Genomic DNA, 23,910 nt, shown 5'->3' with positions numbered 1-23,910 from the left:
GGTGAGCGTCAGCGGGTGGCCGGGACCAGCGTCCCGCCGGTCGTCCCGCGGGCGTCGCCGGCCCGCAGCAGCCACTCCGTATAGGCGGGCGCCTGCCGTGCAGCCTCCCAGTAGGCGGCCTCCAGCTCGCCGTACACCGCGTCGAGCTCTTCCTCCGTGCGCGCCGTCAGGATGAGGCGTACGCCGAGGGGGTCGCCGTACAGGGGGCGTACGGCCATGTCGGTCCTGCCGCGCGAGGTCGGCTGGCAGAGGGTGACGACCTCGCCGGTGGCGACCAGGGACGACGCGGTGAGGTAATCGCCGTGCAGGACACGGGGGTTGAGGCCGGCCGCGGTCAGGACGCGGCGCAGGCCGTCCCACTCGCCGTCGACCGTCGGGTCCACCATCCAGCGGTCGTCCCCGAGGTCGGAGAGGCGTACGACGGGACGGTCCGCCGCCGGATGGTCGGCGGCGAGGGAGACGAACTGCGGCTCCCGGTCGAGGAGTATCCGTCTTCGCAGGCTGTCCGGCATCCGCAGCGGGCAGCCCTCCACCTCATGCACGAAGGCGATGTCGAGCTGCCCGGTCTCCACCATGCGCAGCAGCGCGTTCGCGGACACGTCCATCTGGAGCGACATCTCGGTCCCCGGCAGGCGCGCGCGCAGCCTGCGCAGCCAGCCCGGTATGGCGCGGCTCGCCGTGGAGCCGATGCGCAGCTGCGGGCCCTCGGCGGTGCGGGTGGCGGCCGCCCTGGTCTCGGCGACCAGCGCCCGCATCTCCGTGACGAGGGGGCGGGCGCGGCTGAGGACGACCCGGCCGAGCTGGGTGGGGCGGCAGCCGGTGCGCTCGCGGCAGAAGAGCTGGCCGCCGAGCGCGTGCTCGATGCGCCGCAGCTGCGTCGTCAGCGACGGCTGGCTCATGCCGAGCTGCCGCGCGGCCTTGTGCAGGCTGCCGGTGTCCGCGATGGCGCACAGTGCGCGGAGGTGCCTGACCTCAAGCTCCATGGCCGTTGAGCGTAGAGGCGGTACGGCCGCCGCACCAGACGCTCAAACCCCATGAGAACCGGCCGATCTGGGCAGGCCGGGTCCCGGCGATAGCCCTGGACTATCGCGAATTGCCATCATCCCCACCCGCCCCACGCTCCCCGACACTCACCGGTACCGAACCGTTCACCTTTCACCGACCGCCCCCACGCGGTCGTGGAACGAGTAGGGAGCCCCCCACACATGAACAAGCGTTACCTGTCCGTCGCCGCCGTCCTCGGCCTCACCGTGGCCGGCCTCGGCGCGACCTCGGCGTCCGCCGCGACCCCCACTCCCGCTCCTGTGGCCTCGTACGCCCAGTACGAGGGATCGGCCGCGGAGGCCAAGGCCAACAAGGCGTTCTTCGAGGCCGTCGTGAAGGCGGTCGCCGAGAAGCGTGCGGCGAACCCCGGAGCGAAGTCCGTGACCGTCACGTACGACGCGTCCGGCGCGCCCTCCTTCGCCCAGCAGATAGCCAGCTCGACGTCCATATGGAACAGCGCCGTCTCCAACGTCAAGCTCCAGGAGGGCAGTTCGGGCGCGAGCTTCGAGTACCGCGAGGGCAACGACCCGCGCGGCTCGTACGCGAGCACGGACGGCCACGGGAACGGCTACATCTTCCTGGACCACGCGCAGAACCAGGAGTACGACTCGACGCGCGTCACCGCCCACGAGACCGGGCACGTGCTCGGGCTGCCCGACACGTACGACGGGCCGTGCAGCCAGCTGATGTCGGGCGGCGGGCCCGGGCCTTCCTGCACGAACGCGCAGCCTGACGCGGCGGAGCGCTCGAAGGTCGAGCAGCTTTGGGCCAATGGGCTCGCCAAGGCGTTGCACAAGGTCCGCTAGCGCGGGGCTGTAACGGGATTTTCGGTTGTCGGGGAGCTGCGGGCCGGCTTGGGCTGGTCGCGCAGTTCCCCGCGCCCCTGAAAGGCGCCCCTTCAGGGCGCCTTCGGGGAGGCGATCGCCCTTGCCGCGCTCACCTCCTGCCGCAACGGCTCCAGGACGCTCTCCTTGGAGTCGTCCGTGAAGTCCGCGTGGCCCTTTTCCAGGATCACCGACTTGCGCAGGCGGTCCGCCAGGCCCTCCAGTTCGTGGGCGACTTCGGCCACCTCCTCGGGAGTGGGGGGTTCCGCGCCGTGGCGGATGCGGACTCTCGCCGCCGTCGTGGCGTCGAGGATGCGTTCGACGGCGACGACCAGTGGCCACCAGGCGGCCGCCCGCGTGCCGGTGGGCGGCGGCTCGGTCAGGGCGCGCTGGAACTCGGAGCGGATGACGGACAGGTCGCGGTAGAGGCCGCGGCGCATGCGGGCGCGCTCGGCGGGTTCGCCGTCGGTGCCGAACGCGCACTCCACGTACCGCGCGGTATCGGCGACCGCGTCCGCGAGGCGGTCGCCGATCCGGGTGCCCCAGCTCTCCGGCCAGAGCAGGTATCCGGCGACGAGCGTGATGCCGCAGCCGATCAGGCTGTCGACGAGGCGCGGCACGACGAGGCCGAGGCCCTGGTGGTTGAGGATGTCGGAGAGCAGCAGGATGACCGGGGTGATCGCCGCGGTCTGGTAGCCGTAGCCGCGGGTGGTGAGGGCCGGGATGAGCGGGGCGAGCAGCATCATCACGGGCACGTCCCACCAGCCGTGCGGCACCTCGGCGAGGACGGCGGCCGCGACGACCAGGCCGGCCGCCGTGCCGAGCGCGCGCAGGACGGCGCGCGAGAAGACCGAGCCGAAGTCGGGCTTGAGGACGAAGGTGACGGTGAGCGCCACCCAGTACGACCTGGGGACGTCGACGAGGGAGACCAGGGCCTGGGCGATGCCGATGCACAGGGCGAGGCGCAGGCCGTAGCGCCATGAGGTGCCGGACAGGATGACGTTGCGGGCGGCGCGGCGGGCGCGGACGCGCAGGGCGGCGGGGCGGCCGAGGCGGTCGTCGGCGGCGATGACGCCGAGCGGGTCGGGGTCGGCGAGGGTCTCCGCCGCGTGCAGCACGGCGTGGTCGAGGGCGCGGGTGGCGTGGTCCTGAGGGTCGGGGATGCGGGCCGCCGCGCGGGTGGCGGGCGCGCTGCCGGCGGCGTGCGCGGTCGCGCCCCGCTCCACCGCGTCCGCGAGTGCGCGGACGGCGGCCGGGACCTCGGGCGGCAGGCGTACGCAGGCGTGGCGGGCGGCCTGGTCGGCGGCGGGCGCGGCCTCGACGATCGGGGTGAGGGCGTTCAACTGGGCGACGAGGCGGACCAGTTCGGGGTTGCGGCCGTGGTCGCGGGTGCGCCGGGCGAGGACGAGGTCGTAGCTCTGGTTGAGCGAGGCCGTCACGGCGGTGCGCGCGTCGCCGTACGCGTCCGTGCCCGCCGCGTCGAGCAGCGCGGCCACCGAGCGGTAGGAGGCGGCGACGGCGGAGCGTTCGGGGACGCCGGAGCGCAGCGGCCAGGCGAGCAGGGCGAGCGCGAGGACGAGGAGGCCGCCGCCGGTCATCAGGGCCGGGGCGAGCCACCACTCCCCCGGCATGGGCAGCCCGGCGCCGACCACGGAGTTGAGCAGCAGGAGCAGGCCCGACACGGAGGCGACGGCGCCGATCGTCGACATCATCCCGGAGACCAGCGCCACGAACGTGACCACGCCGACCGCCACCCAGCCGTGCCCGAAGACGAGCGAACCGAGGGTGACGCCGATGGCGCCGAAGAGCTGCGGCACGGCGATGTTGAAGATCCGCATGCGGTAGGCGTCGGCGGTGTCGCCGATGACTCCGGAGAGGGCGCCCATGGAGGCGAGCGCGCCGTACGTGGGCTTGTCCGCGAGGATGCCGACGGCGAGGGGCAGCGCCATCGCCACGGAGGCGCGGGCCACGGCCGCCCAGGGGATGGGCGCGGACTGCGGTTTGAGGGACCTGACCAGCCAGTCGGGTGGGGTGAGCGGGCTCAGTGAGACCGGACGGACCGGACGGGCGGTACGGGACTCTCGGGGCATGCGCCCATTATCGGTGCTTTACGTGACTTGCCCTGGCCGGAGGATCAACGCTCCGTTTCCGGTTTGTGCAGGGTCAGTGTGACGGCGAGCGCCCGGTGGTCGGTGTTCCCGATGTCCAGGAAACGGGCGTCGCGGGCGGCGAAGTCCGGGGTGGCGAGGACGTGGTCGATCTGCGCGCCGAGGGGGGCCGGCGCGGCGGCGGGCCAGCTCGGGGCGCGCGAGGACCCGGCGAGGCGGGCGGCGTCGCGCAGCCCCTCGTCCAGGAGCGAGCGGAACGCGGCGTGGTCCTGGGTGGCGTTGAAGTCCCCGGCGATGATGGTGGACCGTCCGTTTCCTGCGGCCGCGTACTTCTGGAGCTTCCCCAGCTCGGAGCGCCACAGGCCGACCTCGCGGGGCAGCGGCGGCATGGGGTGCGCGAGCTGTACCCGTACGGGATGCCCGTCGACGTCGGCGACGGCGCCCGGCATGCCGAGGGTGGCGTCGACGCCGGCCGCGCTCTTCAGCGGGAACTTGGAGAGGATGACGGAGCCCTCGGCGCCGTACGCCTCGGCGGCCGCGCGGTGCGGGTAGTCGGCGCGGGGCAGCTCCTTGCGGAGCAGGGCGGAACAGACCGGGTCGCACTCCTCGACGAACAGCAGGTCGGGCCGCTCCTCGCGGACGGCCCGGACCAGGCCCGCCGTGCCCTGCCCGAACTCGACGTTCGACGTGAGCACGCGCAGCTCGGCGACGGCGGAGCCGCGGGGCGCGTCGGTGTTCCCGTACGGCTCCATGTACCAGGCGACGAGGCCGAGGACGACGACGCCCCACAGCATGCCGAGCCGCCACCGCGCGAGCACGGCCATCACCAGCCCCGCCGCGGCGGGCGCGAGCAGCCAGGGCAGGAACGCGAGCAGCTGCGGCACGGGCGTGAACCCGTCCGAGTCGGCGACCCGGAACCCGATGACGGCGCTCACCCCGGCGAGCAGCACCCCGGCCCCCCACGCGGCGGCCCGCCCGGCACGCCGCCACGACTCCGGTCCGGTCACGTTGTCCTGGTGGACCGGATCGACGGCCACGCTGCCCGCGCTGTTCATGCTGCGGCCCGTGCGGCCCGTGCGGCCCGTGCGGCCCGTGCGGCCCGTGCGGCCTGTGCTGTCCGTGCTGTCCGTGCTGTCCGTGCTGTCCAAGGGGTTGGACCTCTCGTCGTCGGTGGGTGGCGCTTCCCGCAGACCGAATCCTTCCTCAGAGACGGGGCGGGGCCGATGACGGTTGCCCACCCACGGACGGCCCGCACCCGGCGACGGAAGGTTCCCGGCAGGCGCGGTTCCGTGCCGACGGCGAAGGTGCGGGCGGCGTGGCCCGGTCGGCAGCGAGCGGCCCGCCGTATCAGTGCGGGGCCGGGGACGGGTACGGGGGCACGACAAGTCGGCCGGGGACGGGCAGGCCGTGCCGGGCGGCCGCCTCGGCGAGCAGCACGGCGGTGCTGCTGCGCGGGTGCGGGACCAGGAGGACGGCCGGTCCGGGGCTTCGTACGTCGGGTGCGCCCATGTCAGGTCCGCGCGTGGAACTCACGGACGACTTCGATGCGCCCCACGATGTGCCGGTTGAACTCGTCGAGCTCCTCGGCGGGGACCCACAGCTCCAGGATCGTCTCGCCGCCCACCTGCCGGACCGGGTAGCGCTCCAGGAACGCGGAGTCGACCTCGAAGCGGGTGACGTGGCCGGAGCCGGACGCCGGGACGTTCCAGTCGCGGGCGATGCGGATCGCGTAGTCCTCGTTCAGGACCGGGTAGAAGATCGGCTGCTCGGGCAGGCGCGGCGGCCAGGCGGTCCAGCCGGAGGCCGCGACGAGGGCCAGCTCCTCGGGCCCCGTGGGACGCCACAGAGTCGTTGTCGGGCGGACGGTGGTCGTCGGCGTGGCCGTCGGCTGCGTGCACATGGCCGGTGACGGTAACCGACCCGGGCCCGTCACCGCCCGCGGGTTTCCGCGTGCCGGTACCCGGGCGGGCGGGTCCGGCTCCCGCCGTGAGGGCGACCGCTCCCGCCGTGACCGCGACCGCGCAGTCGCGGTACCAGCCACACCGCCAGAGCGACGACGAGCGCCGTCGCGATGATCACCCACGCCGTCACCCGCAGCGTCTCCGTCAGCGCGTCGTACACCGCGCCCGCGGCGTCGCGCGAGATGTCCGGAGGGAGGTCGTCGAGGGTCAGAGCGCGGCCGAGCGCGACGGCGGCGGCCAGGAGTGCGGCGGCGAGGGCCATGCCGAGCGCCGTGGCGACGACCGCACGGCGGCGGCGGGCGGCGAGCAGGACGCCGGCGACGGCGAGGACGGCCGCCGCCACCGCGGGCCAGACGCCCGCCACCTGCAGCGCGTGGAAGCTCCTCCACAGCCGGCCGAGGTCATCGGACTCCAGGACCGTGACCTCCGTGTGCTTCACCGGGATCTTCGACGCGAAGGGCACGCCGTCGTCCTCCAGTTGCCGCTTGATCTGCTCGGTGATGGGCGCGAGGTCGATGGTGACCTCGCCGTTCGTGTCGTCGTTGAGGGCGGACTGCACGGCGTCGTGCGCCGCCCGGTTCGCCGCGTTCCACGCCGTCCTGTACGCCCCCGTCTCGGTGAACGACCGCACCGCGTCCCGTACGAACGCCTCGACCGCGCCCCGCAGCGGGCCCACGTCGATCTCCTCCATCACGGAGTCGGTGACCGCGTCCGCCACCGCCGCGCGCACCGCGGGGTCGGAGGCGAGCGGCGCCATCGTCGCGACGTAGCTGTCGCGGTCCCCGATCTCGTACTTCGCCCACGTGGAGAGCGCACCGAGCGGCACCAGGAGGCAGGCGAGGACGAGGAGGACGGCGGACAGCGGACCGCGGACGGATTTCGGCACGCCTCCAAGGCAAGACCCCGGTCACGCGGGGCGCGACCGGGGCGAGTGCATATGGGTCAACAGGGCCTACTTACGGTTGTACAGACGCATCGTCACTGGCCCGAACACCGCCACCAGGAGCAGCGCCCAGCCGAACGTCCACGCCAGCTCCGTCGTCGGCGACGTGCCGTCCATCAGGGCGCGGACCGCCGAGGACACGTGGGTGATGGGGTTGTTGTTGACGAAGGCCTGCAGCCAGCCCGGCATCGTCTCGGGCTTCACGAAGATGTCGCTGAGGAACGTCAGCGGGAAGATCACCATCATGCTGACCCCCATCACCGACTTCTCGGTGCGCAGCAGCAGCCCGAACATCGTCCAGATCCAGGAGAAGGCGAAGGAGAAGACGAGCAGGACCGCGATGCCCGCCACGACGCCGACGAAGCCGCCGTCCGGGCGGTAGCCCATGATGAGGCCGACGGTCAGGATCACCACGGAGGCGATGGCGTAGCGCAGGGCGTCGCCGAGGAGGTAGCCGACCATCACCGCGGGCCGCCAGATCGGCAGCGTACGGAACCGGTCGAAGACGCCCTTCTCGATGTCGGTGTTGACCGAGACGCCCGTGTACATCGTGATCATGACGACGGACATCACGAGGATGCCCGGCAGCAGGTACTGGATGTACTCGGACGGGGAACCGGCGAGCGCGCCCCCGAACAGGTACGTGTACATCAGCACCATCATGATCGGGAACGCCGTGACGTCGAAGAGCTGCTCCGGCACGTGCTTGATCTTGAGGATGGCGCGCCAGCCGAAGGTCAGACAGGCGGAGAGCGCGGTCGGCCTGGGCGGGCGCTCGGTGGCGATCAGGAGCTCGGCGAGGGACTCGGTCCTGACGGGCGCGAGCTCCTGGGTCTCGGTGGGGGCGCTGGTGCTCATGCCGTGGCCTCTTCCTTCAGCTCGGTCGAACCGGACCGGGACCCGGCGTCCGCGCCGGTCAGGGCGAGGAACACCTCGTCGAGGCTGGGCTGCCCCAGCGAGAAGTTGTCGACGGTGATGCCGGCGCCGGCCAGCTCGGCCAGCGCCCGCGAGGCCTGCTCGGCCGCGCCGCTGCCGCTCCCGGCACGAACGCCGTTCCCCGCGCCGCTGCCGTCCCGCCCGCCGTCTGTGCCGACCCGGGCCGTCAGGGCCACCGGGTCGGGCTCCAGCTGCACCTGCGCGTCGAGCACCGCGCCGAGCAGTCGCGCCGCCTCGTCGCGCCGCGCGGCCTCCCGCAGCCGCACATGCACCGAGCCCGCGCCGACCGACGCCTTGAGCTCGCCCTTGGTGCCCTCCGCGATGACCTTGCCCTTGTCGATGACGGCGATACGGGCCGCCAACTGGTCGGCCTCGTCGAGATACTGGGTGGTGAGCAGGACCGTCGTGCCGTGGCCGACGACCGCGCGCACGATGTCCCACACCTGGTTGCGGCTGCGCGGGTCGAGGCCCGTCGTCGGCTCGTCCAGGAAGAGCAGGTCAGGGGTGTTCAGGATGGACGCGGCGATGTCGATGCGGCGCCGCATGCCTCCCGAGTAGTTCTTCACCTGCCGGGCCGCCGCGTCCGTCAGGCCGAACGCTTCGAGGAGCTGCCCGGCCCGCTCGTGCGCCGCCTTCCTCGCGTGCCCGGTGAGGCGGCCGAGCAGGACCAGGTTCTCCATGCCGGTCAGATCCTCGTCGACCGACGCGTACTGCCCGGTGAGGCTGACCCGGCCGCGTACGGCGTCCGCCTCGCGCACCACGTCGTGGCCGAAGACGTGCGCCTCGCCGCCGTCGGGCCGCAGCAGGGTGGCGAGCATCTTGACCGCCGTGGTCTTGCCCGCGCCGTTGGGCCCGAGCACGCCGTAGACCGTGCCGGCCGGGACGGTGAGGTCGATTCCGTCGACCGCGCGGTTGTCGCCGAAGGTCTTCACCAGACCCGCGGTCTCGATGGCCGTGCCGCTCATGTCCGCCCGCCTTCTCACAAGGAGTGCTCATGGAGTGCTCAAGGAGTGCTTTCGACGAATGTCGTCGGAAGGGCAGACCGGGTCCGCCCCGGAAACTCATCGGCCTTCAGGCTATGACCGTCTCCGGTGGAGCGCTGCGCCGAACGGGTGTTTCCTGGATGAGGGGATGAGGTGGCCGAGGAGGCCGAGGAGGCCGATCATGCGAATCGCTCTGACCCTGGGGGCGGCCTGCGCGGCGGCCGTACTGACTGCTGGCACCGCCGCGACCGCCACCGCCGCCACAGGAGCCGCACCCGCGAGCCCCGCCCACAACGACGACGTCATCTGGGGCACCGTCGTCTCCGGCCCCGACCTGAAGGTCAGGGACGAGCCGAGCACCCATGGCACGGTCCTGGAGAAGCTGCCGTACGGCAGCGAGGACCGCGTCAAATGCTCCGTCCGGGGCACCACCGTGCACGGCGACCCGCACTGGTACTGGCTTGAGGGCGTTCGCGGCTGGGCGAGCGCGGCGTACGTCGACACCGGCGGCCGGCACGTGCCGAGCTGCCCGTCGTCCGAGGACCCGTGCCCCAAGTGGCGTGACCACCGGGACTGCGACCACCCGTGCACGTACCGCGACCACTGACGCGCGGCCACTGATGTACGGCCGGGCCGTCTGAGAAGGGGACCGTCATGGCACATGCCGCACCCGTATACCCCCCGCCATCGCCCTCGTCCGCGCCCGGCAGCGCGCGGGCGTCCGCGACCCCCGCCACCCGCTGGGCGGCACTCGCCCTGCTCGCCGGGGTCGTCTACGGCCTCTGGGCCTGCGCGATCCGGCGCGACGGCGGGCCGATCACCACCGGGAACGTCATGTTCGGGGTGGTGACCGGCCTGGTCTTCGCCGCCCTGATGTTCGCCCTGCACCGGATGGCGCCCACGCTCCCGCGCGAGCTGCGCGCGCTGTCCTGGGCGGCGTTCACGGGCATCGCGTTCGGCTTTCTCTACAGTCTGGGCGGGGCGAGCGTGCTGCGGTCCACCGTGATGGCGCTGGTGGTCGCGGCGGGAGTCTTCGCGCTGACGTTCTACCGCTACTACACCACCGAGTGAGGGCGCCCTGTCCGGTGCTTCAACCGGCATGCCGCGAGCAGTGAACCGGCGAGCACCAGCAGGGAGTTGACGAGGACGGCACCCGTCACGCCGGACAGCACGGCGTCGGGTGCCGTCCCCGCGCCTGTGCCCGTGCCCGCGCCCGTGCCCGCCCCCGCCCGGGCCGCCACGATCGCGCTCATCACCGGAATGCCGAGGGTGATGCCGACCTGCTGGGTCATGGTCGCGAGACCGGTGGCCAGGCCCTGCTCGGAGTCGGCGACACCCGACGTGGCGGTCACCATGAAGCCGACGATGAGCACCATGTTGCCGACACCGCCGACGAACGTGGCGGCCAGCAGCAGATACAGCCAGCCGCCGGACGTCCCGAGGGCGACCAGGGACAGGGTGGCGGCGGCCTGCACCGCGCCACCGCCGAGGATCGCCGCCCGGCCGCCGAACCGGCTCACCGCCCGCCCGCCGAGCAGCCCCCCGGCCACCGTGCCGAGGCCGAGGACGCCGAAGGCCAGACCGGTGGCGAGCGCCGAGTAGCCCAGGACTTCCTGGAGATAGAGCGTCAGGAGGAACACGAGCGAGGTCTCCGTGGCGAAGGCGATCAGCCCCGCCGTGTTGCCCCAGACGACCGTGCGGCGCCGCATGATGCGGACGGGCACGAGCGGCGCGGGGGAGCGCCGCTCCACGAACCGGAAGGCGACGAGGAGGGCCGCGCCCACGGCAAGCGCGGCGAGCCCGACGGGGTCGCCCCACCCACTGCCGCCCGCCCGCGTGAGCCCGTGGACGAGCGCGAGGAGCCCACCGGTGACGGTGACGGCGCCGGGCAGGTCGAGCCGGTGTCTGCAGACGATGCGCGACTCGGTGAGGAGGGCCGGGGCGAGGGCGACGACGGCGGCGGCGACCGGCACGTTGATGAAGAACGCCCAGCGCCAGGAGAGCAGTTCGGTGAGGAGCCCGCCGAGGACGGCGCCGGTGGTGAAGCCCGCCGACATCAGCGCTCCGCTGAGGCCGAGCGCCCGGTCCCGCAGCGGCCCCTCGCGAAAGGCCGTGGTGAGCAGGGCGAGCCCCGCCGGGGTGACCGCCGCGGTCGCCAGCCCCTGCAGCACCCGGGCGGTGAGCAGGACCTCCGGCGTGGTGGCGAGGCCGCCCAGGGCCGAGGAGAGCCCGAGGAGCGCCATGCCCCCGACGAACAGCCGCTTCCGCCCGAACAGGTCGGCGATACGTCCGAAGAGGAGCGTGAAGCCGGCCGCGGCGAGCGCGAAGGCGGTGGAGATCCACTGGAGGCGGGCGAGGGAGAAGCCGAGCCCCTCCCCGACGACGGGGAGGGCGACGTTCAGGATGGAGAAGTCGACGGCGACCATGAACTGGGAGCCGAGCAGGAGGGCCAGGACGAGCTTCTGGCGGCGGGTCATGCGTGCCGTAGGTGCCGTACCTGTACCTGTACCTGTACCCGTGCGCGGGGGCGGCGGCGTCCCGACGGCGCTCGTCACAGCGTCTCCAGGTCCACCGCGCGGGCCATGGTTCGGTACCCGGCGTCGTTCGGGTGCAGGTGGTCTCCGCTGTCGTACGCGGGCGCGATCCGCTCCGGGTCCTTCGGGTCGGCGAGGGCCTTGTCGAAGTCGACGTACGCGTCGTACGCGCCGGACGTCCGCACCCACTGGTTGAACTCGTCGCTCACGGCGGCCGCGCGCTTGCCGTAGTGGTCGGAGCCGCCGAGCGGGAGCAGGGTGGCGCCGACGATCCGGACTCCCTTGGCGCGGGCCTGGCGTATCAACTCGCGGTGCCCATTGATGAGTTCGCGGGCGGAGACGACCGGCGCGGGCTTGTAGGTGGGCTTGTCGGTCTCGCTGAAGCCGATGTCGTTGACGCCTTCGAGGACGACGACCGTGCCGACGCCGGGCAGGTCGAGGGCGTCCCGGGCGAAGCGGTTGGCGCTCTTCTCGCCGTACCAGGCCGAGTCGTTGAGGACCAGGTTCCCGCCGATGCCGGCGTTGAGGACGGGCCTCGGCTTCCCCGCCTCGTCGAGGCGTTCGGCGAGGGCGTCGGACCAGCGCCGGTCGCGGTCGGTGGAGGAGGCGAAGCCGTCGGTGATGGAGTCGCCGAAGAGGACGACACCGTCGCGCCGCTGCCGTTCTCCGCCGTCCACGTCCACGCCCGCGAGGTAGTACCAGGACTCGGTCGACTCGCCGAAGGCCCGGCCGCTGGCGTCGGCGGAGTGGTCGCCGTCCGCGCGGTAGCTGGTCGCGAAGGACTGGGCGTGGAAGGTGGCGGGACCGGTCGTGCCCGCCAGATGGAGGGTGACGGTGACGGACTCGAAGGGGTCGAGCTCCAACCCGGCTGCGTCACTGTGGAGTTGACCGTACGCGGGTATCGTCACCGCCCGCTTCCCTCCGAAGGTGAGCCGCCGCACCGACCCCTTCTCCACGGCCGCCCCCTTCTCCGTACGGGCGATGGTGGCGCCCTCGATTCTCAGCGGTGAGCTGCCGTACGCGTTCGAGAGCCGGATTCTGGCCCGGTCGCCGCCCTCGGTGACGCGGACGACCTGGCGCAGCGTCTGGCCGTCGAAGCCCGCCTCCGACCAGTTGGGCTTGAAGCCGGTGCTGGGACGCTGCGGGGCACTCGTCCAGGCAGCCGTCCAAGAGGTGCCCTTGTCGTGGTGGCCGGGGGACGAGGCCTGGGCGCCGGTGACGGCGAGGCCCGCGGTCAGGGCGAGCACGGCGGCGGCGGTGGCGGTGACGGTGCGGGACATACGAGACGTGCGGGCACGCGAAATCATCGGGGGCTCCGGGGGGTTGAGGTGGAAGGCGCCCGTACGGCGGGCCGCCGTCCTGACTCCTCAAAGATCCGCCGATCGAGGCGCCCCATCAACGGCGATCTGTGGAACGATCGACACGCTCAGGCTTATCGATGCAGGTCACAGGGGGTATGCGGTGGAGCGGCAAGAGCTGGAGACCTTCTTGACCCTGGCCGAGGAGCTGCATTTCGGGCGTACCGCCGAGCGGCTGCTGCTCTCCCAGGCCAGGGTCAGCCAGACGCTGAAGAAGCTGGAGCGCAAGATCGGCGCCCCGCTCTTCGAGCGCACCAGCCGCGTGGTGCGGATGTCCCCGCTGGGCCGTCAGCTGTACGAGGATCTGGCGCCCCTCCACGCGCGGATGGAGGCGGCCGTGGCACGCGCCAAGGACACGGCGCGCGGCGTCGACGGCGAGCTGAACGTCGGATTCCTCGGCTCGGGCGCGGGCACGCTGACGGGCCCGATCCTGGCGATGTTCCGGGAGCGTTGCCCGCACGTCGAGGTGCGGATGCGGGAGACCCAGTTCCAGGACCCGCTGGGCGCGCTGCGCGGCGGCGAGGTCGACCTGCTCTTCACCTGCCTGCCGGTGGAGGAGCCGGACCTGACGGTCGGCCCGGTCGTCATCAACGAACCGCGCATGCTGGCGATGCCGCTCGGCCATCCGCTCGCCGGCCGCACGTCGGTCTCCCTGGAGGAGCTGGCGGGCGAGACGTTCTTCGGCGTCGTGAACGGCGCGCCCGCGTACTGGTGGGACTTCCACGTGCCGCCGCGCACGCCGAGCGGCCGCGAGATCCACCGCGGCCGGGCCGTCGCCTCCTTCCAGGAACTGATGACCCTGGTCGCGACGGGCCAGGGCATCTCACCGGTCGTGGCGTCCGTGGAGAAGTACTACGCGCGGCCCGACGTCACCTTCGTACCCCTGCGGGACGTGCCGTCCGCGGACGTGGCGCTGATCCACCGGACGGCGGGCGTCGGCGCGCGGGCGGAGGCGTTCATCCGTGCGGTGGGGGACGCGGTCGCGGCGAACGGTGGTCCGGCGCGGTTCTGAGCGGTTCGGAGTGGTTCGAAGCGGTTCGGAACGGGCGCCGAGGGGTGGCTTCTCAGGGCCCGGCGACGTCCGAGCGGTCGTTGCACAGCGCCCAGATGACGAAGACGCCGATCGCGATCGAGATGAGCGCCCAGATCGGGGTGTACGGCAGCCACAGGAACTGCGCCACGATGGCCAGCGCGGCCAGCGCGACGCCGCTGGCCTTCGCCCAGCCCGCACCCTTGAGGATGCCCCAGCCGACGACGGCCACGAGGATGCCGAGGACCAGGTGGATCCAGCCCCACGTGGTGAGGTTGAACTTGTAGACGTAGTCGCCGATGCGCTCGTAGACGTCGTCCTTGGCGATGCCGGCGACGCCCTCGAAGATGCCGAGGATGCCGTTCACCATCATCAGGACACCGGCGAACATGGTGCCGCCGGCGGCCCAGCCGCTTTCCCGGGTCTGCTGCGGCTCGTGTGCTCCGTGGCCGGGCTGGCCGGGCCGGCCGGGCTGGTGCGGCGCGCTCGCGCTGCTCATGGCCACCACCCCCTCGTCTCTCTGCTCGGGTTTCAGGGACTCACACCCTGTGACGTCCCGGGGGGAGCGGCGAGCGGGGCGGGGCCGAACGGGTGAGGTGGCGCGTGAGGTGGCGCGTCCCCCTCCGTCGATTCAGGAGGCGTCGGCCACGACGCGCGTGATCTCCGCCGTCATCCGCCGGATGCCCGGCGACCGCACCGGGCACGGCCGTGACCTGGCCGTGGTCGGCGCCAGGCAGAAGTGCAGGAAGTCGTCGCCGCGGTGCAGGGCCGTGCGGCCGCTGCCCGGCTCCGTGCAGTACGCCGGGTTCCGCGTCTCGTACGTCGTGCACGGCAGCTTCTCGACCCACGTGTAACGGCCCGACGCCGGACTGACCGTCCGCCCCGCGTCGGCGACGAGCCCGCCCGACGCCTTCGCCCGCGCCCGGTAGATGGCGTTGACGCGCCGCACGCGGTCGGGCGTCATGGCGTCGGGCCCCTGGAGCACCCACACGACGCGGGTGCGCCCGCCCCCGGCGGCGCCGTCGATCTGCGCGGCGAGGCGGCGCGCGTCGGCGGCGTACCGGTCGAAGTACTTCGCGCGCTGTTTGTCGTACGTGATGCCGTCCATGCACGGCGTATAGCCCCACGCATTGCCCCAGAACTGGAGGACGACATAGTCGGGCCGCTCGGCCCGCACCAGCGCGGCCGCCTTGTCCTTGCCGGGTACGAGGGAGTCCTTGCCGGTCCCTTCGAGGTAGTCGCAGAGGGTGGTGCCGGAGTACGGGGCACTGCGGTAGCGGGCGCGCAGGCCGTCGCGGAGCTGCGCGCCGAGGACTTTCTGGTTCTCCATGGCGAGGGAGTCCCCGAGGTAGAGGACCTTGGGGGCGTCGGCTCTCTGCGGTTCTCCCGGCCGAGGCTTCTCCGCGGCACGCTGCCGTGTGGTGGAGGACGGCGAAGGCTCCCGGGGCGCTGCGACACCAGGAGGCGCGTCCGGCGGCACGTCGGCCGGCGCCGCGCCACCGGAACCGGAACCGGACCCGGGGTCGCCACACGCGCCCAACAGCAGCACGCCGGCCAGTACCCCCGCGCTCCACAGCTTCCGCATGCGGCAACTCCCGCCCCAGTCAGCCGAAACGGCCACCAGGCAAGCACACGCGGGACGGCGAGGGAAGGCATCGGCGCGCCAACCGCACGCGGCGGCGACGGTGTTGGCGGGCCCGTCAGTAGCGCAGGGCCGTGGTGAGGTGGGCCTTCACCTCACCGTCGAGGGTGCGGGTGCTGCGAGCGGTGGCGTCCTTGGACTCGCCCGCGGGAACGTCGGGAAGTTTGGTCACGACCGTGTCCAGGAGCTTGCCGTCGGCGTCCTTGAAGGTGACCTGGACGGCGAAGGACTTCGAGGAGTCGGCGCTGTTGTCGGCCGTGACCTTCACGGTGGCGCGGCCGTCGTCGTCGGTCGACGGATCGCCGAGCCGTACGTCGGCCTTGGCATCGACGCCGCCCTTGACCTCGTGGATCTTCTCGCCCGCCCGCGCGGTGGCGGAGGCCACCGCCGAGGCCGCCCTGCTGGCCGCGTCCGAGGCGGTACCACCGTCGTCGGAGCAGCCCGCCGTCAGGAGGGCGAGGGCCGCGACGCATACCGCCGCGGCCGCCGGACGCCGCGTCCTGTTCCCGGCCCTGAACCCGGGCCCGAATCCGTTCCTGGCCATGCCGCCTCCGTAACTCGCTGCACCTGGTCCCCCCAGTGAAGATCAGCGAGGCGGAGGCCGCATGCCGGAAAGGGCGGTTGGCGGACCCTTCGGAGTGACGCCTAGCGAGCGACGAACTGCGTGAGGATGGCCTGCACCTCGTAGATGTCGACGCCCTTCGTGAACGTCTTCTGCAGCGGCGTCGGGTTGCCGGAGATCCAGATCTTCAGCTCGGCGTCGAGGTCGAAGTGCCCCGCCGTCTCCACCGCGAAGTGCGTGATGCTGCGGTACGGCACCGAGTGGTACTCGACCTTCTTGCCGGTGATCCCCTGCTTGTCGACCATGATCAGCCGGCGGTCGGTGAACAGCATGGTGTCGCGTATCAGCGTGTACGCGGCGTGCACCTGCTCCCCGTGCCCGAGCAGCCGCGCGTAATCGCTCTGCGCCTTCGCCGGGTCGACGGTGTGCGCGTTTCCGAACAGTGCCATGTGAGGCCCCCCACTCAATTTTCGATGAACTGCCACTGTATAGGGGGTGGGGCCTGGGGAGTCGAAGGTGTGTGCGAGTGGCAGCTGATCAGCTAACCGGGTTGCCCGGGCCGTTCGGGTCACCCGGGTCACCCGGGTCACCCGAGTTGCCCGAATCGATCGAGGCGACCGGCAGCTGTGTCGGGTCGAGCTGCTCGCCCCGGGCGAAGGCCATGGCGAAGGCGGACTCACCCAGGGCCGCCTTTGTCGCGGCCGTGATCCGGTCGACGTCACCGCGTTCGGCGGGCGGGAGAGGCGCCCCCACGCTTCGGCGGGCCGCGTCCGCCGCGCCCAGCAGCAGGGCGGCACGCTCCGGCGCACCGGCGAGGGCCGCCGCGCCCGCCAGCCCCTCCAGGGAGAGGGCGACGGCGCGCGGTTCGGCGAGCAGCCGGGCGGTTCGGAGGCCGCGGAGGTGGTGGGCCTCGGCGCCGGGCCCGTCCCCGCGCAGCTCGGCGATGAAGCCCAGCTCGGCGTGGTGCAGGTGATCGCCGGCCAGTGAGGACACGTCGGCGTGACGGTCGCGGATGCGCCGCAGATACGTCTCGGCCGCGGCGAGGTCGCCGACGCGGCGCGCCCCGAGCGCGAGTCCCATCTCGGCGTGGATCTCGCCGTAACGGTAGCCGTACTCGGCGGCCAACGCCCCTGCCTCCTCATGGAGTTGGCGCGCCCGCTCCCAGTCACGGGTGAGCAGGGCCAGTCGGCCGAGACCGGAGAGCCGCGCGGCGACCTCGGCCTGGAGCCCGAGCTCACGGGCGATGACCAGGCCCTCCTCCTGGCGGCGGACGGCTTCGTCGTAGTCGCCACGGATCTCGGCGAGCGCGGCGAGAGGTGTGACGGCCTGCAACGCACCCCATCGGTCACCGAGTTCGCGGAACAGCTCGGCCGCGCGCCGCCCGTCGCCCCCGACGGTGTCGAGCTCCCCGCGAATCAGCGCGTGCATCGCACGCAGACCGAGCGCGGCAGCCACGATCCACCGCCCCCCGGCCTCCCCGGTTGCCCCGGCCTCCGCAGCCTCCCCGGTTGCCCAGGCCTCCGCGGCCTCCCCGGCCTGGTCGGCGAGGTCGAGCACCCGAGCGTTGACCTCCTCGCTCGCGAGGGGATCACCCGCGCTGAAGAGGCCGTAGGAGTAGAGCCAGAGGGTGCGGGCGGCGCGAGTGCTGAGGGGGTCGAGGTGGGGGAGGGAGTCGAGGTGGGAGAGGGAGTCGAGGTGGGGGAGGGAGGCGGCTTGAGGTGCGAGGAAATCCGCGCCCCCACCAACCACACCAACCACACCAGCCACACCGGCCCGCCCGCGGCTCGCTCTCTCCCCGGTCATCAGGGCGAACGCCTCCCGCAGCAGCCGCACTTCCCTCTTCTCGCCCGCGACATCCAACACCGAGGAGAGCGAACGCAGCCCCTCACTCAGCCGCCCACGCAACAGCCACCACCAGGAGAGGGCAACACCGAGCCGTACGGCTTCATCGGCACTGTGAACCCCGGGCCGCTGCCCGGCATCTCCGGCACCCCGGCCGGAGGCCCTCCGCACCGCCTCCTCCAACGCCCCGCGGAGGTTCGCCGCCTCGGCATCGAGAATGTCGAGCCACACCCGCTGCTCGCCCCCGCGAAGGTACGGCTCGGCCCGTTCGGCGAGGTCCAGGTAGTGGTGCAGATGGCGTTCGCGTACGCCGCTGAGATCCTCCATCTCGCGCAGCCGCTCCATGGCGTACGCGGAGACGGACTCCAGGAGCCGGTAGCGCGGGCCCGTCCCGGCGGGTCCCTGCGCCACGACGACCAGGGAACGGTCGACGAGGCGGGTCACCAGGTCCAGAACCTCGTCGCGGGTCACACCGTCACCCGCGCACACCGCCTCCGCCGCATCAAGGGTGCAGCCGTCGCGGTGCACGGCCAGGCGGCGCAGCACGATGCGTTCGGGCGCGCTGAGCAGCTCCCAGCTCCAGTCGATCATCGCCCGCAGGGTCTGCTGGCGGGCCGGAGCACCGCGCTGCCCCGAGGTCAGCAGCCGGAAGCGATCGCCGAGCCGGTCGGCCAACTCCCGTACCCCCAGGGCCCGTACGCGTGTCGCGGCAAGTTCGAGAGCGAGCGGTATCCCGTCGAGACGCCGACAGATCTCCTCGACGGCAGCCTCGTCGGCACCGCCGTGACTGAGCGAGAATCCGGGGGCCGCGGCACGGGCACGGGCCACGAAGAGACTGACCGCGTCCGCGGCCGGCAACGGCTCCACGAGGAACACGGCCTCACCGGTGAGGCCCAACGGCTCCTGACTGGTGACCAGCACGCGCAGCCCCGGCACGGCACGCAGCAACGTGTCCGTGAGCTCGGCGGCCCCTTCGACGACCTGCTCGCAGTTGTCGAGAACGAGCAGCATCCGACGCTCGCGCAGCGCGGCGACGAGCCGCTCGGCGGGGGCGGGGGCCCCGAGTGCCCCGCCCTCGACCGACCCGAATTCCGCCGTCCCCGTCTGTCCGGGGTTCGCTGCCCTCGTCCGTCCGGATTCTGCCGTCCCTGGCTGCCCGGGGCTCGCCGTCCTCGGCTGCTCGGAGCCCGGTGTCCCCGGCCGCCCGGGGCTTGCCGTCCCCGGCTGCCCGGAGCCCGGCGTCCCCGGCCACCCGGAGCCCGCCGTCCCCGGCTGCCTGAAGCCCGGCGCCCCCACCCGCCCGGAGCCCGCCGTCCCCGGCCGCCCGGAGCCGGGCGCCCCCAACCGCCCAGCGCCCGGTGGCCCCGACGGCACGTCGTCTCGGAGGCCGAGGACACCGGCCACGGCCTGAGCGAGATCGGCGACGCCACTGCCACCCCCCATCCCGGCGAGCTCGACGAGCCAAACACCGTCGGGGAAGGCGGTGAGCCCCTCGCCCCCACCCACCTGCCGGCCCGCGACCTCCACCGCGAGCCGCGTCTTACCGACGCCCCCGGACCCGGTGAGCGTCACAAGTCGCCCAGCGGCGAGAAGCTCTCCCGCCTCGACCACGGCCCGCTCGCGTCCGACGAGCGCGGTGAGGGGAGCGGGGAGGTTGGTACGGACGCGGAGGGATTCGCGCGGAGGGCCGACTACAGGCGACGGGACAGCAGCGGAACCCTGACCCGAACCCGGGCCGGCACCCAGACCCGAGCCGAGGCCGGAACCCAGCGGCCCGTCAGCCTCCTCCCCCCGCCGCCCAACAGAAACCGCCCCCAACGCCCCGCCAGAACCGGCCTCCTGGGGCCCACCGGGACTCGCCCCCAACGCCCCGCCGGGACCCACCCCCAACACCTCGCCAGGACCCACCCCCAGCCACCCACCACCAAAGCCCGCACCCGCTCCCGACCCCGTTCCCTCCCCCGCTCCCAACCCCGGCTCCTGCCGCAATATCGCCTCGTGCAGGGACACCACCTCGGGACCGGGATCGAGCCCCAGCTCCTCCGACAGCTGCTGTCGTAGCGCCGCGTACGAGGCGAGGGCCTCGCTCTGGCGCCCCGCCAGGTACAGCGCACGCATTTGCACGGCCCGCAGCCGTTCCCGGAGCGGATGCCGTGCGACCAGGTCCGCCAACTCCCCCGTGAGCAACGTGTGATCGCCCGTCGCGAGGCGTGCCTCGGCCTGTTCCTCCACCACGGCGAGGCGCTGCTCGGCGAGCCGGTCGGCTGCTACCCGTACGAACGACTCGTCGGCGAGATCGGCGTAAGCGGGCCCGCGCCACAACGCAAGGGCCCGCGTGAGCACGTCGACCCGCACACGCGCATCCGGCACACCGCGCGCCTCCTCGACGAGGGAACGGAAGCGGTCCGCGTCCACCTCGTCGCCGGCCGCCACGTCCACACGCAGCCGGTAACCGGGCGCCTGATGCACCACGCGGTCACGGCCGAGGGCGCGGCGCAGCTGGGAGACCTTGGCCTGCAAGGCGTTGGCCGGATTGCGCGGCGGCGCACCGCCCCACAGGTCGTCGATGAGCCGGTCGGCGGAGACCGGCCGCCCCTCGTGCACGAGAAGGTCGGCGAGCAGCGCCCTGACCTTCGCCTCGGGAACCTTGACCGGCTCCCCCTCGCCGTCCCACACCGCCAGTGGACCCAGCACCCCGAACCGCATGCGGCTCACCGTACACAGCGGAAACGGCCGACCGCCCGCGGCGGCCCATCAGCAAATCATCAGCACCCCCGAAGCACCCGCGAGCACAGTCACCCCCGTCAGCAGAGCAAGCAGAGCAGGCAGAGCAGCCACTGCACCAAGGCGAGGGAGAAGCAGAAGCCAATGCCCAAGTACGCAGGCACAAAAGCCGTCGTCATCGGTGGCGCCACAGGCCTCGGCCTGGCCATCGTGAAGCGGCTCGTCGAGGGCGGTGCCGAGGTCCTGGTGACCGGCGGCCCCGGGCGGACCTCGCCGCGACCGCCGCAGAGGTGGGCCCCTGCGCCCACGTCATCCACTCCGAACCGCCGCACCCGTCGCACCCGACGCACCCGTCGCACCCGACGCACCCGTCGCACCCGTCGCACCCGACGCACCCGTCGCACCCGACGCACCCGCCGTCCTCCACCGCACTCGCCTCCACCATCCAGGAACGGCTGGGCGGCATCGACCTCCTCTTCGTCCACGCCGACGACGGCTTCCCCGCACCCCCCGCGCCCGAACTGCTCCGGCTCCTACGGCAGGACGGCTCGGTCGTCCTCACCGGCACCGCAGCCGACGACCCGGCAACCACCTCCCTGGCGCCCCTGACCCGTTGTCGCGCCCCGGCCGACGAAACAGCAGGCATAGCGCTCCGCCTGGCAACGAAAACCCCCGCCCACACACCCACACATACGAACCCGCCCCCACCCCTGCACACGCACTGAAAGGCCCCACACCCCATGCGCACAACAGAACCCACCCCCACACCCACCCCAACGCACCCCCAAAGGAGGAACCAGCAGAGCCAGCAGAGCCAGCAGAGTCGGCTCCCCCTCCTGGCCCTCCTGGCCCTGGCGACCGCCGTGTTCATCACCAGCCTCACCGAGACGCTGCCCGCGGGCCTGCTGCCCGCGATGAGCGCCGACCTCGGCGTCAGCGAGTCGGCGACGGGACAGACCGTCACGATCTATGCGATCGGCACCGCACTCACCGCGATACCGCTGACCGCCGCCACCGCGGGCTGGCGGCGCAAGCGACTGCTGCTGACAGCGATGGCGGGCTTCGCCGCCGCCAACACCGTCACCGCGCTCTCGACGAACTACCCCCTCACGATGACGGCCCGTTTCGTCGCCGGTGTCGCCGCGGGGCTCGCCTGGGCGCTGCTCGCCGGTTACGCCCGCCGCATGGCGCCGCCCCACCTCCAGGGCAAGGCGATCGCCATCGCCATGGCGGGCATCCCGGTCGCGCTGTCGCTGGGCGTACCGGCGGGAACGTTCCTCGGCAAGGTGCTCAGCTGGCAGGTGGCGTTCCTCGCGATGACCGGCCTGACCGTGGGCCTGCTGGCCTGGATAGCAGCAATCGTCCCGGACTACCCAGGCCAGAGGAACCCGAGGACCCCGAGGACCCAGAACCGACAAGAAAAGCGCAGCAGCACCAAGCCCCCCACCCCACACGCCCCACGCACCCCGCACACGCTGCACGTACCCGGTGTGCCCCCGGTCCTCTTCGTCACCCTGGTCTTCGTTCTGGCGCACACCGTCCTCTACACCTACATCGCCGCGTTCCTGGACGAACTCGGCATGGGTGGTTCGACCGACGTCATCCTGCTCGTCTTCGGTGCGGCGTCGCTGCTCAGCATCTGGATCGTGGGCGCACTGATCCACCGCAGGCTGCGCGCGCTGACGCTCGCGAGCGTGCTGCTGGTCGGCGTAGCGGCGGCCGTGCTGGCCGTCTTCTCCGACACCCCGGCACTCGTCTACGTCGCCGTGACGCTGTGGGGCCTGGGCTGGGGCGGCGCCCCGACCCTTCTCCAGACCGCCGCGGGCGACGCGGCCGGCGACGCGGCGGACGCGGCCCAGGCCATGCTCGTCACCCTCTGGAACGTGGCCATGGCGGGCGGCGGCGTCTTCGGCGGCATCCTGCTCGGCCTGGTCGGCACCTCGTCCTTCCCCTGGACGATCCTGCTGCTCCTGGTCCCGGTGCTCCTGGTGGTGGCCGCGTCCCGCAGACACGGGTTCCCGGCCTGCCCCTGAGCAGTACCGGTCCCGGCAGTACCGGTCTCAGCAGTACCGGACCCATCCGGCCCATCCGGCCCATCCGGCCCATCCGGCTCAGCCGACTAAAAAACACCCGGCGAGACAGACCTGCGACCTGCTGGCCACCTCTTCGGTGCGGGGGAAGGCACCGAAGAGGCGACGATCCTCGCCCGCCTCGCCGGGAGATCGTAGACCGAACGAGGGGCCGAACTCCGGGGGCCCGCACCGGAGCCCGGCCGCCGACTCCCTCAGAAGTCGTCGGCCCCGTTGCGCAGCTCGTACGTCCAGAAGCCGGTCAGCGCCTTCGCCGGGTCGACGGCGATGCCACCGCTGCCCGGCGCCGTGACGGCGGCCATGCCGCCACCGCCCTGCAGCGTCACGGAGAAGCCGGAGACGGGCTCGTTCTTCTCGTCGACGCCACCGTCCGACACCTTGACCAGCGCGTACGCGGGGGCGCCGGCCTTCAGGACGACGGGGGAGGTGGGCTTGCTCTTGGCGACGGCGGGCACGTTCTGCTTGTGGCTCTCCAGGAACTGGATCTCCGGGAAGCCGGTCATCTCGCAGCTGTGGCCCGAGGTGTTCTTCGCGGTCAGCACGATGTGGGTGTAGGGCGGGCCACCGTGGCGGGCGGCGCTGATGCTGACGTCCTTGGTGGTGCAGGCGGGGGCGGCAGCGGCGGCCCCGGAACCACCGGCCGCGACGGTGGCCTTGGCACCGGCCCCACCCTTAGCGGCCTGCCCCGAAGAACCGTCCGCCGTGGAGCCGTCCGCCGTGGAGCCGTCCGCCGTGGAGCGGTCCGCCTTGGCCCCGCCGACGGAGACGGTCCTCTCGCTCCCCGTCGACCCGGCGGACTTCGTGTCGGAGTCGCCCCCGCCACAGCCGGTGAGGGAGAGGGCGAAGACGGCCGCGCCGGTGGCGGCGAGGAGGGTGGTGCGGCTACGGAACGTACGCATGGGATGTCCCCCGTGATGGTGCGTGAGTGCTGGCGCGACAGCTGCCCGGTCTGTGACAACCAGCGCCTGACCTGCTGACACCCCCAACCCTGCCCGCCCCCACTAACGCCCCACTGCCGCCCCGCTGACGCCCCACTGCCGCACCCGGCAGCCCCGACCACCCCAACGCTCAATCGGCCGGCGGAGGCCGAAGAACGGAAACCAAAGGAGGCGGATGCAGTCACGCCCCGAAGCCCCGAAGCCCCGAAGTTCCGAAGCCCCGAATCGGACTGATGCGGGACGCCAGTGCTCTCGAGTTGCCCGCCCGGACGCCTGGGACGGGGACACGGAAAATATGTCTCGACTGACCGCCGCCATGAAGCGCCGAGCACTAATGTGCCTGTACGGCGAGTGTGCCGTGCATCACACAAGAACGGCCGGCGCGTGGTCT

22 protein-coding genes are annotated in these 23,910 nt (G+C 72.6%); 6 read left to right on the top strand and 16 right to left on the bottom strand.

Annotated elements, in window-relative coordinates; translation table 11 throughout:
* Nucleotides 1–8: 8 nt before the first annotated feature.
* Nucleotides 9–983: a LysR family transcriptional regulator gene (locus AB0H82_RS02880; RefSeq protein ID WP_362988079.1), complete on the bottom strand. Its 975-nt coding sequence runs from the start codon at nt 981–983 to the stop codon at nt 9–11.
* Nucleotides 984–1,205: 222 nt separating this feature from the next.
* Between AB0H82_RS02880 and snpA the strand changes: the two genes are divergently transcribed.
* On the top strand, nt 1,206–1,850 hold the full coding sequence (snpA, locus tag AB0H82_RS02875; RefSeq protein WP_362988077.1) for a snapalysin: 645 nt from the start codon (nt 1,206–1,208) through the stop codon (nt 1,848–1,850).
* Between the two features lie 92 nt (nt 1,851–1,942).
* Here the strand turns inward: snpA and AB0H82_RS02870 are convergent, their stop codons facing one another.
* The 7 genes from AB0H82_RS02870 to AB0H82_RS02840 all read right to left on the bottom strand — a co-directional run bounded on the left by AB0H82_RS02870 (nt 1,943) and on the right by AB0H82_RS02840 (nt 8,781).
* A complete protein-coding gene (locus AB0H82_RS02870) occupies nt 1,943–3,958 on the bottom strand; it encodes an FUSC family protein (protein WP_362988075.1) in 2,016 nt (671 codons plus the stop codon).
* Between the two features lie 44 nt (nt 3,959–4,002).
* The gene (locus AB0H82_RS02865; RefSeq protein WP_362988073.1) at nt 4,003–5,124 is read right to left on the bottom strand and encodes an endonuclease/exonuclease/phosphatase family protein; all 1,122 of its coding nucleotides are present in this window, start codon (nt 5,122–5,124) and stop codon (nt 4,003–4,005) included.
* Between the two features lie 199 nt (nt 5,125–5,323).
* Nucleotides 5,324–5,485, bottom strand: coding sequence for a hypothetical protein (locus AB0H82_RS02860; RefSeq protein ID WP_362988071.1), 162 nt, complete (start codon nt 5,483–5,485; stop codon nt 5,324–5,326).
* A gap of 1 nt (nt 5,486) precedes the next feature.
* Nucleotides 5,487–5,876 (bottom strand): ADP-ribosylation/crystallin J1, encoded by a 390-nt coding sequence (locus tag AB0H82_RS02855; protein WP_362988069.1) that lies wholly within the window; start codon nt 5,874–5,876, stop codon nt 5,487–5,489.
* Between the two features lie 29 nt (nt 5,877–5,905).
* Nucleotides 5,906–6,823, bottom strand: a complete 918-nt coding sequence (locus tag AB0H82_RS02850; protein ID WP_362988067.1) for a hypothetical protein — start codon at nt 6,821–6,823, stop codon at nt 5,906–5,908.
* A gap of 66 nt (nt 6,824–6,889) precedes the next feature.
* A complete protein-coding gene (locus tag AB0H82_RS02845; protein WP_362988065.1) occupies nt 6,890–7,738 on the bottom strand; it encodes an ABC transporter permease in 849 nt (282 codons plus the stop codon).
* Nucleotides 7,735–8,781 (bottom strand): ATP-binding cassette domain-containing protein, encoded by a 1,047-nt coding sequence (locus tag AB0H82_RS02840; protein ID WP_362988063.1) that lies wholly within the window; start codon nt 8,779–8,781, stop codon nt 7,735–7,737. The genes AB0H82_RS02845 and AB0H82_RS02840 overlap by 4 nt, the downstream gene beginning before the upstream one ends.
* 199 nt (nt 8,782–8,980) lie before the next feature.
* Between AB0H82_RS02840 and AB0H82_RS02835 the strand changes: the two genes are divergently transcribed.
* A complete protein-coding gene (locus AB0H82_RS02835; RefSeq protein ID WP_362988061.1) occupies nt 8,981–9,406 on the top strand; it encodes an SH3 domain-containing protein in 426 nt (141 codons plus the stop codon).
* 47 nt (nt 9,407–9,453) lie between these two features.
* Nucleotides 9,454–9,870 carry a hypothetical protein gene (locus AB0H82_RS02830; protein ID WP_362988059.1) on the top strand — a complete coding sequence of 139 codons (417 nt, stop codon included), beginning with the start codon at nt 9,454–9,456 and terminating at the stop codon, nt 9,868–9,870.
* On the opposite strand, the gene AB0H82_RS02825 is transcribed toward AB0H82_RS02830, so the two are convergent.
* A complete protein-coding gene (locus AB0H82_RS02825; protein ID WP_362988057.1) occupies nt 9,855–11,276 on the bottom strand; it encodes an MFS transporter in 1,422 nt (473 codons plus the stop codon). The genes AB0H82_RS02830 and AB0H82_RS02825 overlap by 16 nt on opposite strands.
* Nucleotides 11,277–11,350: 74 nt before the next feature.
* Complete coding sequence (locus AB0H82_RS02820) at nt 11,351–12,640, bottom strand: SGNH/GDSL hydrolase family protein (protein WP_362988055.1); 1,290 nt, start codon at nt 12,638–12,640, stop codon at nt 11,351–11,353.
* 154 nt (nt 12,641–12,794) lie between these two features.
* On the opposite strand from AB0H82_RS02820, the gene AB0H82_RS02815 reads away from it, so the two are divergent.
* The gene (locus tag AB0H82_RS02815; RefSeq protein WP_362988053.1) at nt 12,795–13,703 is read left to right on the top strand and encodes a LysR substrate-binding domain-containing protein; all 909 of its coding nucleotides are present in this window, start codon (nt 12,795–12,797) and stop codon (nt 13,701–13,703) included.
* Between the two features lie 52 nt (nt 13,704–13,755).
* Here AB0H82_RS02815 and AB0H82_RS02810 read toward each other — a convergent pair whose 3' ends face one another.
* The 5 genes from AB0H82_RS02810 to AB0H82_RS02790 all read right to left on the bottom strand — a co-directional run bounded on the left by AB0H82_RS02810 (nt 13,756) and on the right by AB0H82_RS02790 (nt 20,473).
* A complete protein-coding gene (locus tag AB0H82_RS02810; protein WP_362988305.1) occupies nt 13,756–14,112 on the bottom strand; it encodes a hypothetical protein in 357 nt (118 codons plus the stop codon).
* A 240-nt stretch (nt 14,113–14,352) separates the two neighbouring features.
* Entirely contained in the window at nt 14,353–15,306 is a 954-nt protein-coding gene (locus AB0H82_RS02805; RefSeq protein ID WP_362988051.1) for an SGNH/GDSL hydrolase family protein, read from the bottom strand.
* A gap of 115 nt (nt 15,307–15,421) precedes the next feature.
* Nucleotides 15,422–15,907 (bottom strand): FxLYD domain-containing protein, encoded by a 486-nt coding sequence (locus tag AB0H82_RS02800; protein ID WP_362988049.1) that lies wholly within the window; start codon nt 15,905–15,907, stop codon nt 15,422–15,424.
* 101 nt (nt 15,908–16,008) lie between these two features.
* Nucleotides 16,009–16,374 (bottom strand): PH domain-containing protein, encoded by a 366-nt coding sequence (locus tag AB0H82_RS02795; protein ID WP_362988047.1) that lies wholly within the window; start codon nt 16,372–16,374, stop codon nt 16,009–16,011.
* A gap of 88 nt (nt 16,375–16,462) precedes the next feature.
* Complete coding sequence (locus AB0H82_RS02790; RefSeq protein ID WP_362988045.1) at nt 16,463–20,473, bottom strand: BTAD domain-containing putative transcriptional regulator; 4,011 nt, start codon at nt 20,471–20,473, stop codon at nt 16,463–16,465.
* Between the two features lie 308 nt (nt 20,474–20,781).
* On the opposite strand from AB0H82_RS02790, the gene AB0H82_RS02785 reads away from it, so the two are divergent.
* Together AB0H82_RS02785 and AB0H82_RS02780 are read left to right on the top strand one after the other, a co-directional pair.
* Complete coding sequence (locus AB0H82_RS02785; RefSeq protein WP_362988043.1) at nt 20,782–21,216, top strand: hypothetical protein; 435 nt, start codon at nt 20,782–20,784, stop codon at nt 21,214–21,216.
* A 15-nt stretch (nt 21,217–21,231) separates the two neighbouring features.
* Entirely contained in the window at nt 21,232–22,524 is a 1,293-nt protein-coding gene (locus AB0H82_RS02780; protein WP_362988040.1) for an MFS transporter, read from the top strand.
* 251 nt (nt 22,525–22,775) lie between these two features.
* On the opposite strand, the gene AB0H82_RS02775 is transcribed toward AB0H82_RS02780, so the two are convergent.
* Nucleotides 22,776–23,480 (bottom strand): DUF4232 domain-containing protein, encoded by a 705-nt coding sequence (locus AB0H82_RS02775; RefSeq protein ID WP_362988039.1) that lies wholly within the window; start codon nt 23,478–23,480, stop codon nt 22,776–22,778.
* Nucleotides 23,481–23,910 lie beyond the last annotated feature (430 nt).

The sequence above is a fragment of the Streptomyces sp. NPDC050732 genome, from assembly GCF_040654255.1.
GTDB lineage: Bacteria > Actinomycetota > Actinomycetes > Streptomycetales > Streptomycetaceae > Streptomyces.
Note: the sequence above shows the minus strand (reverse complement) of the source record. Positions and strands in the feature narration are given on the sequence as shown.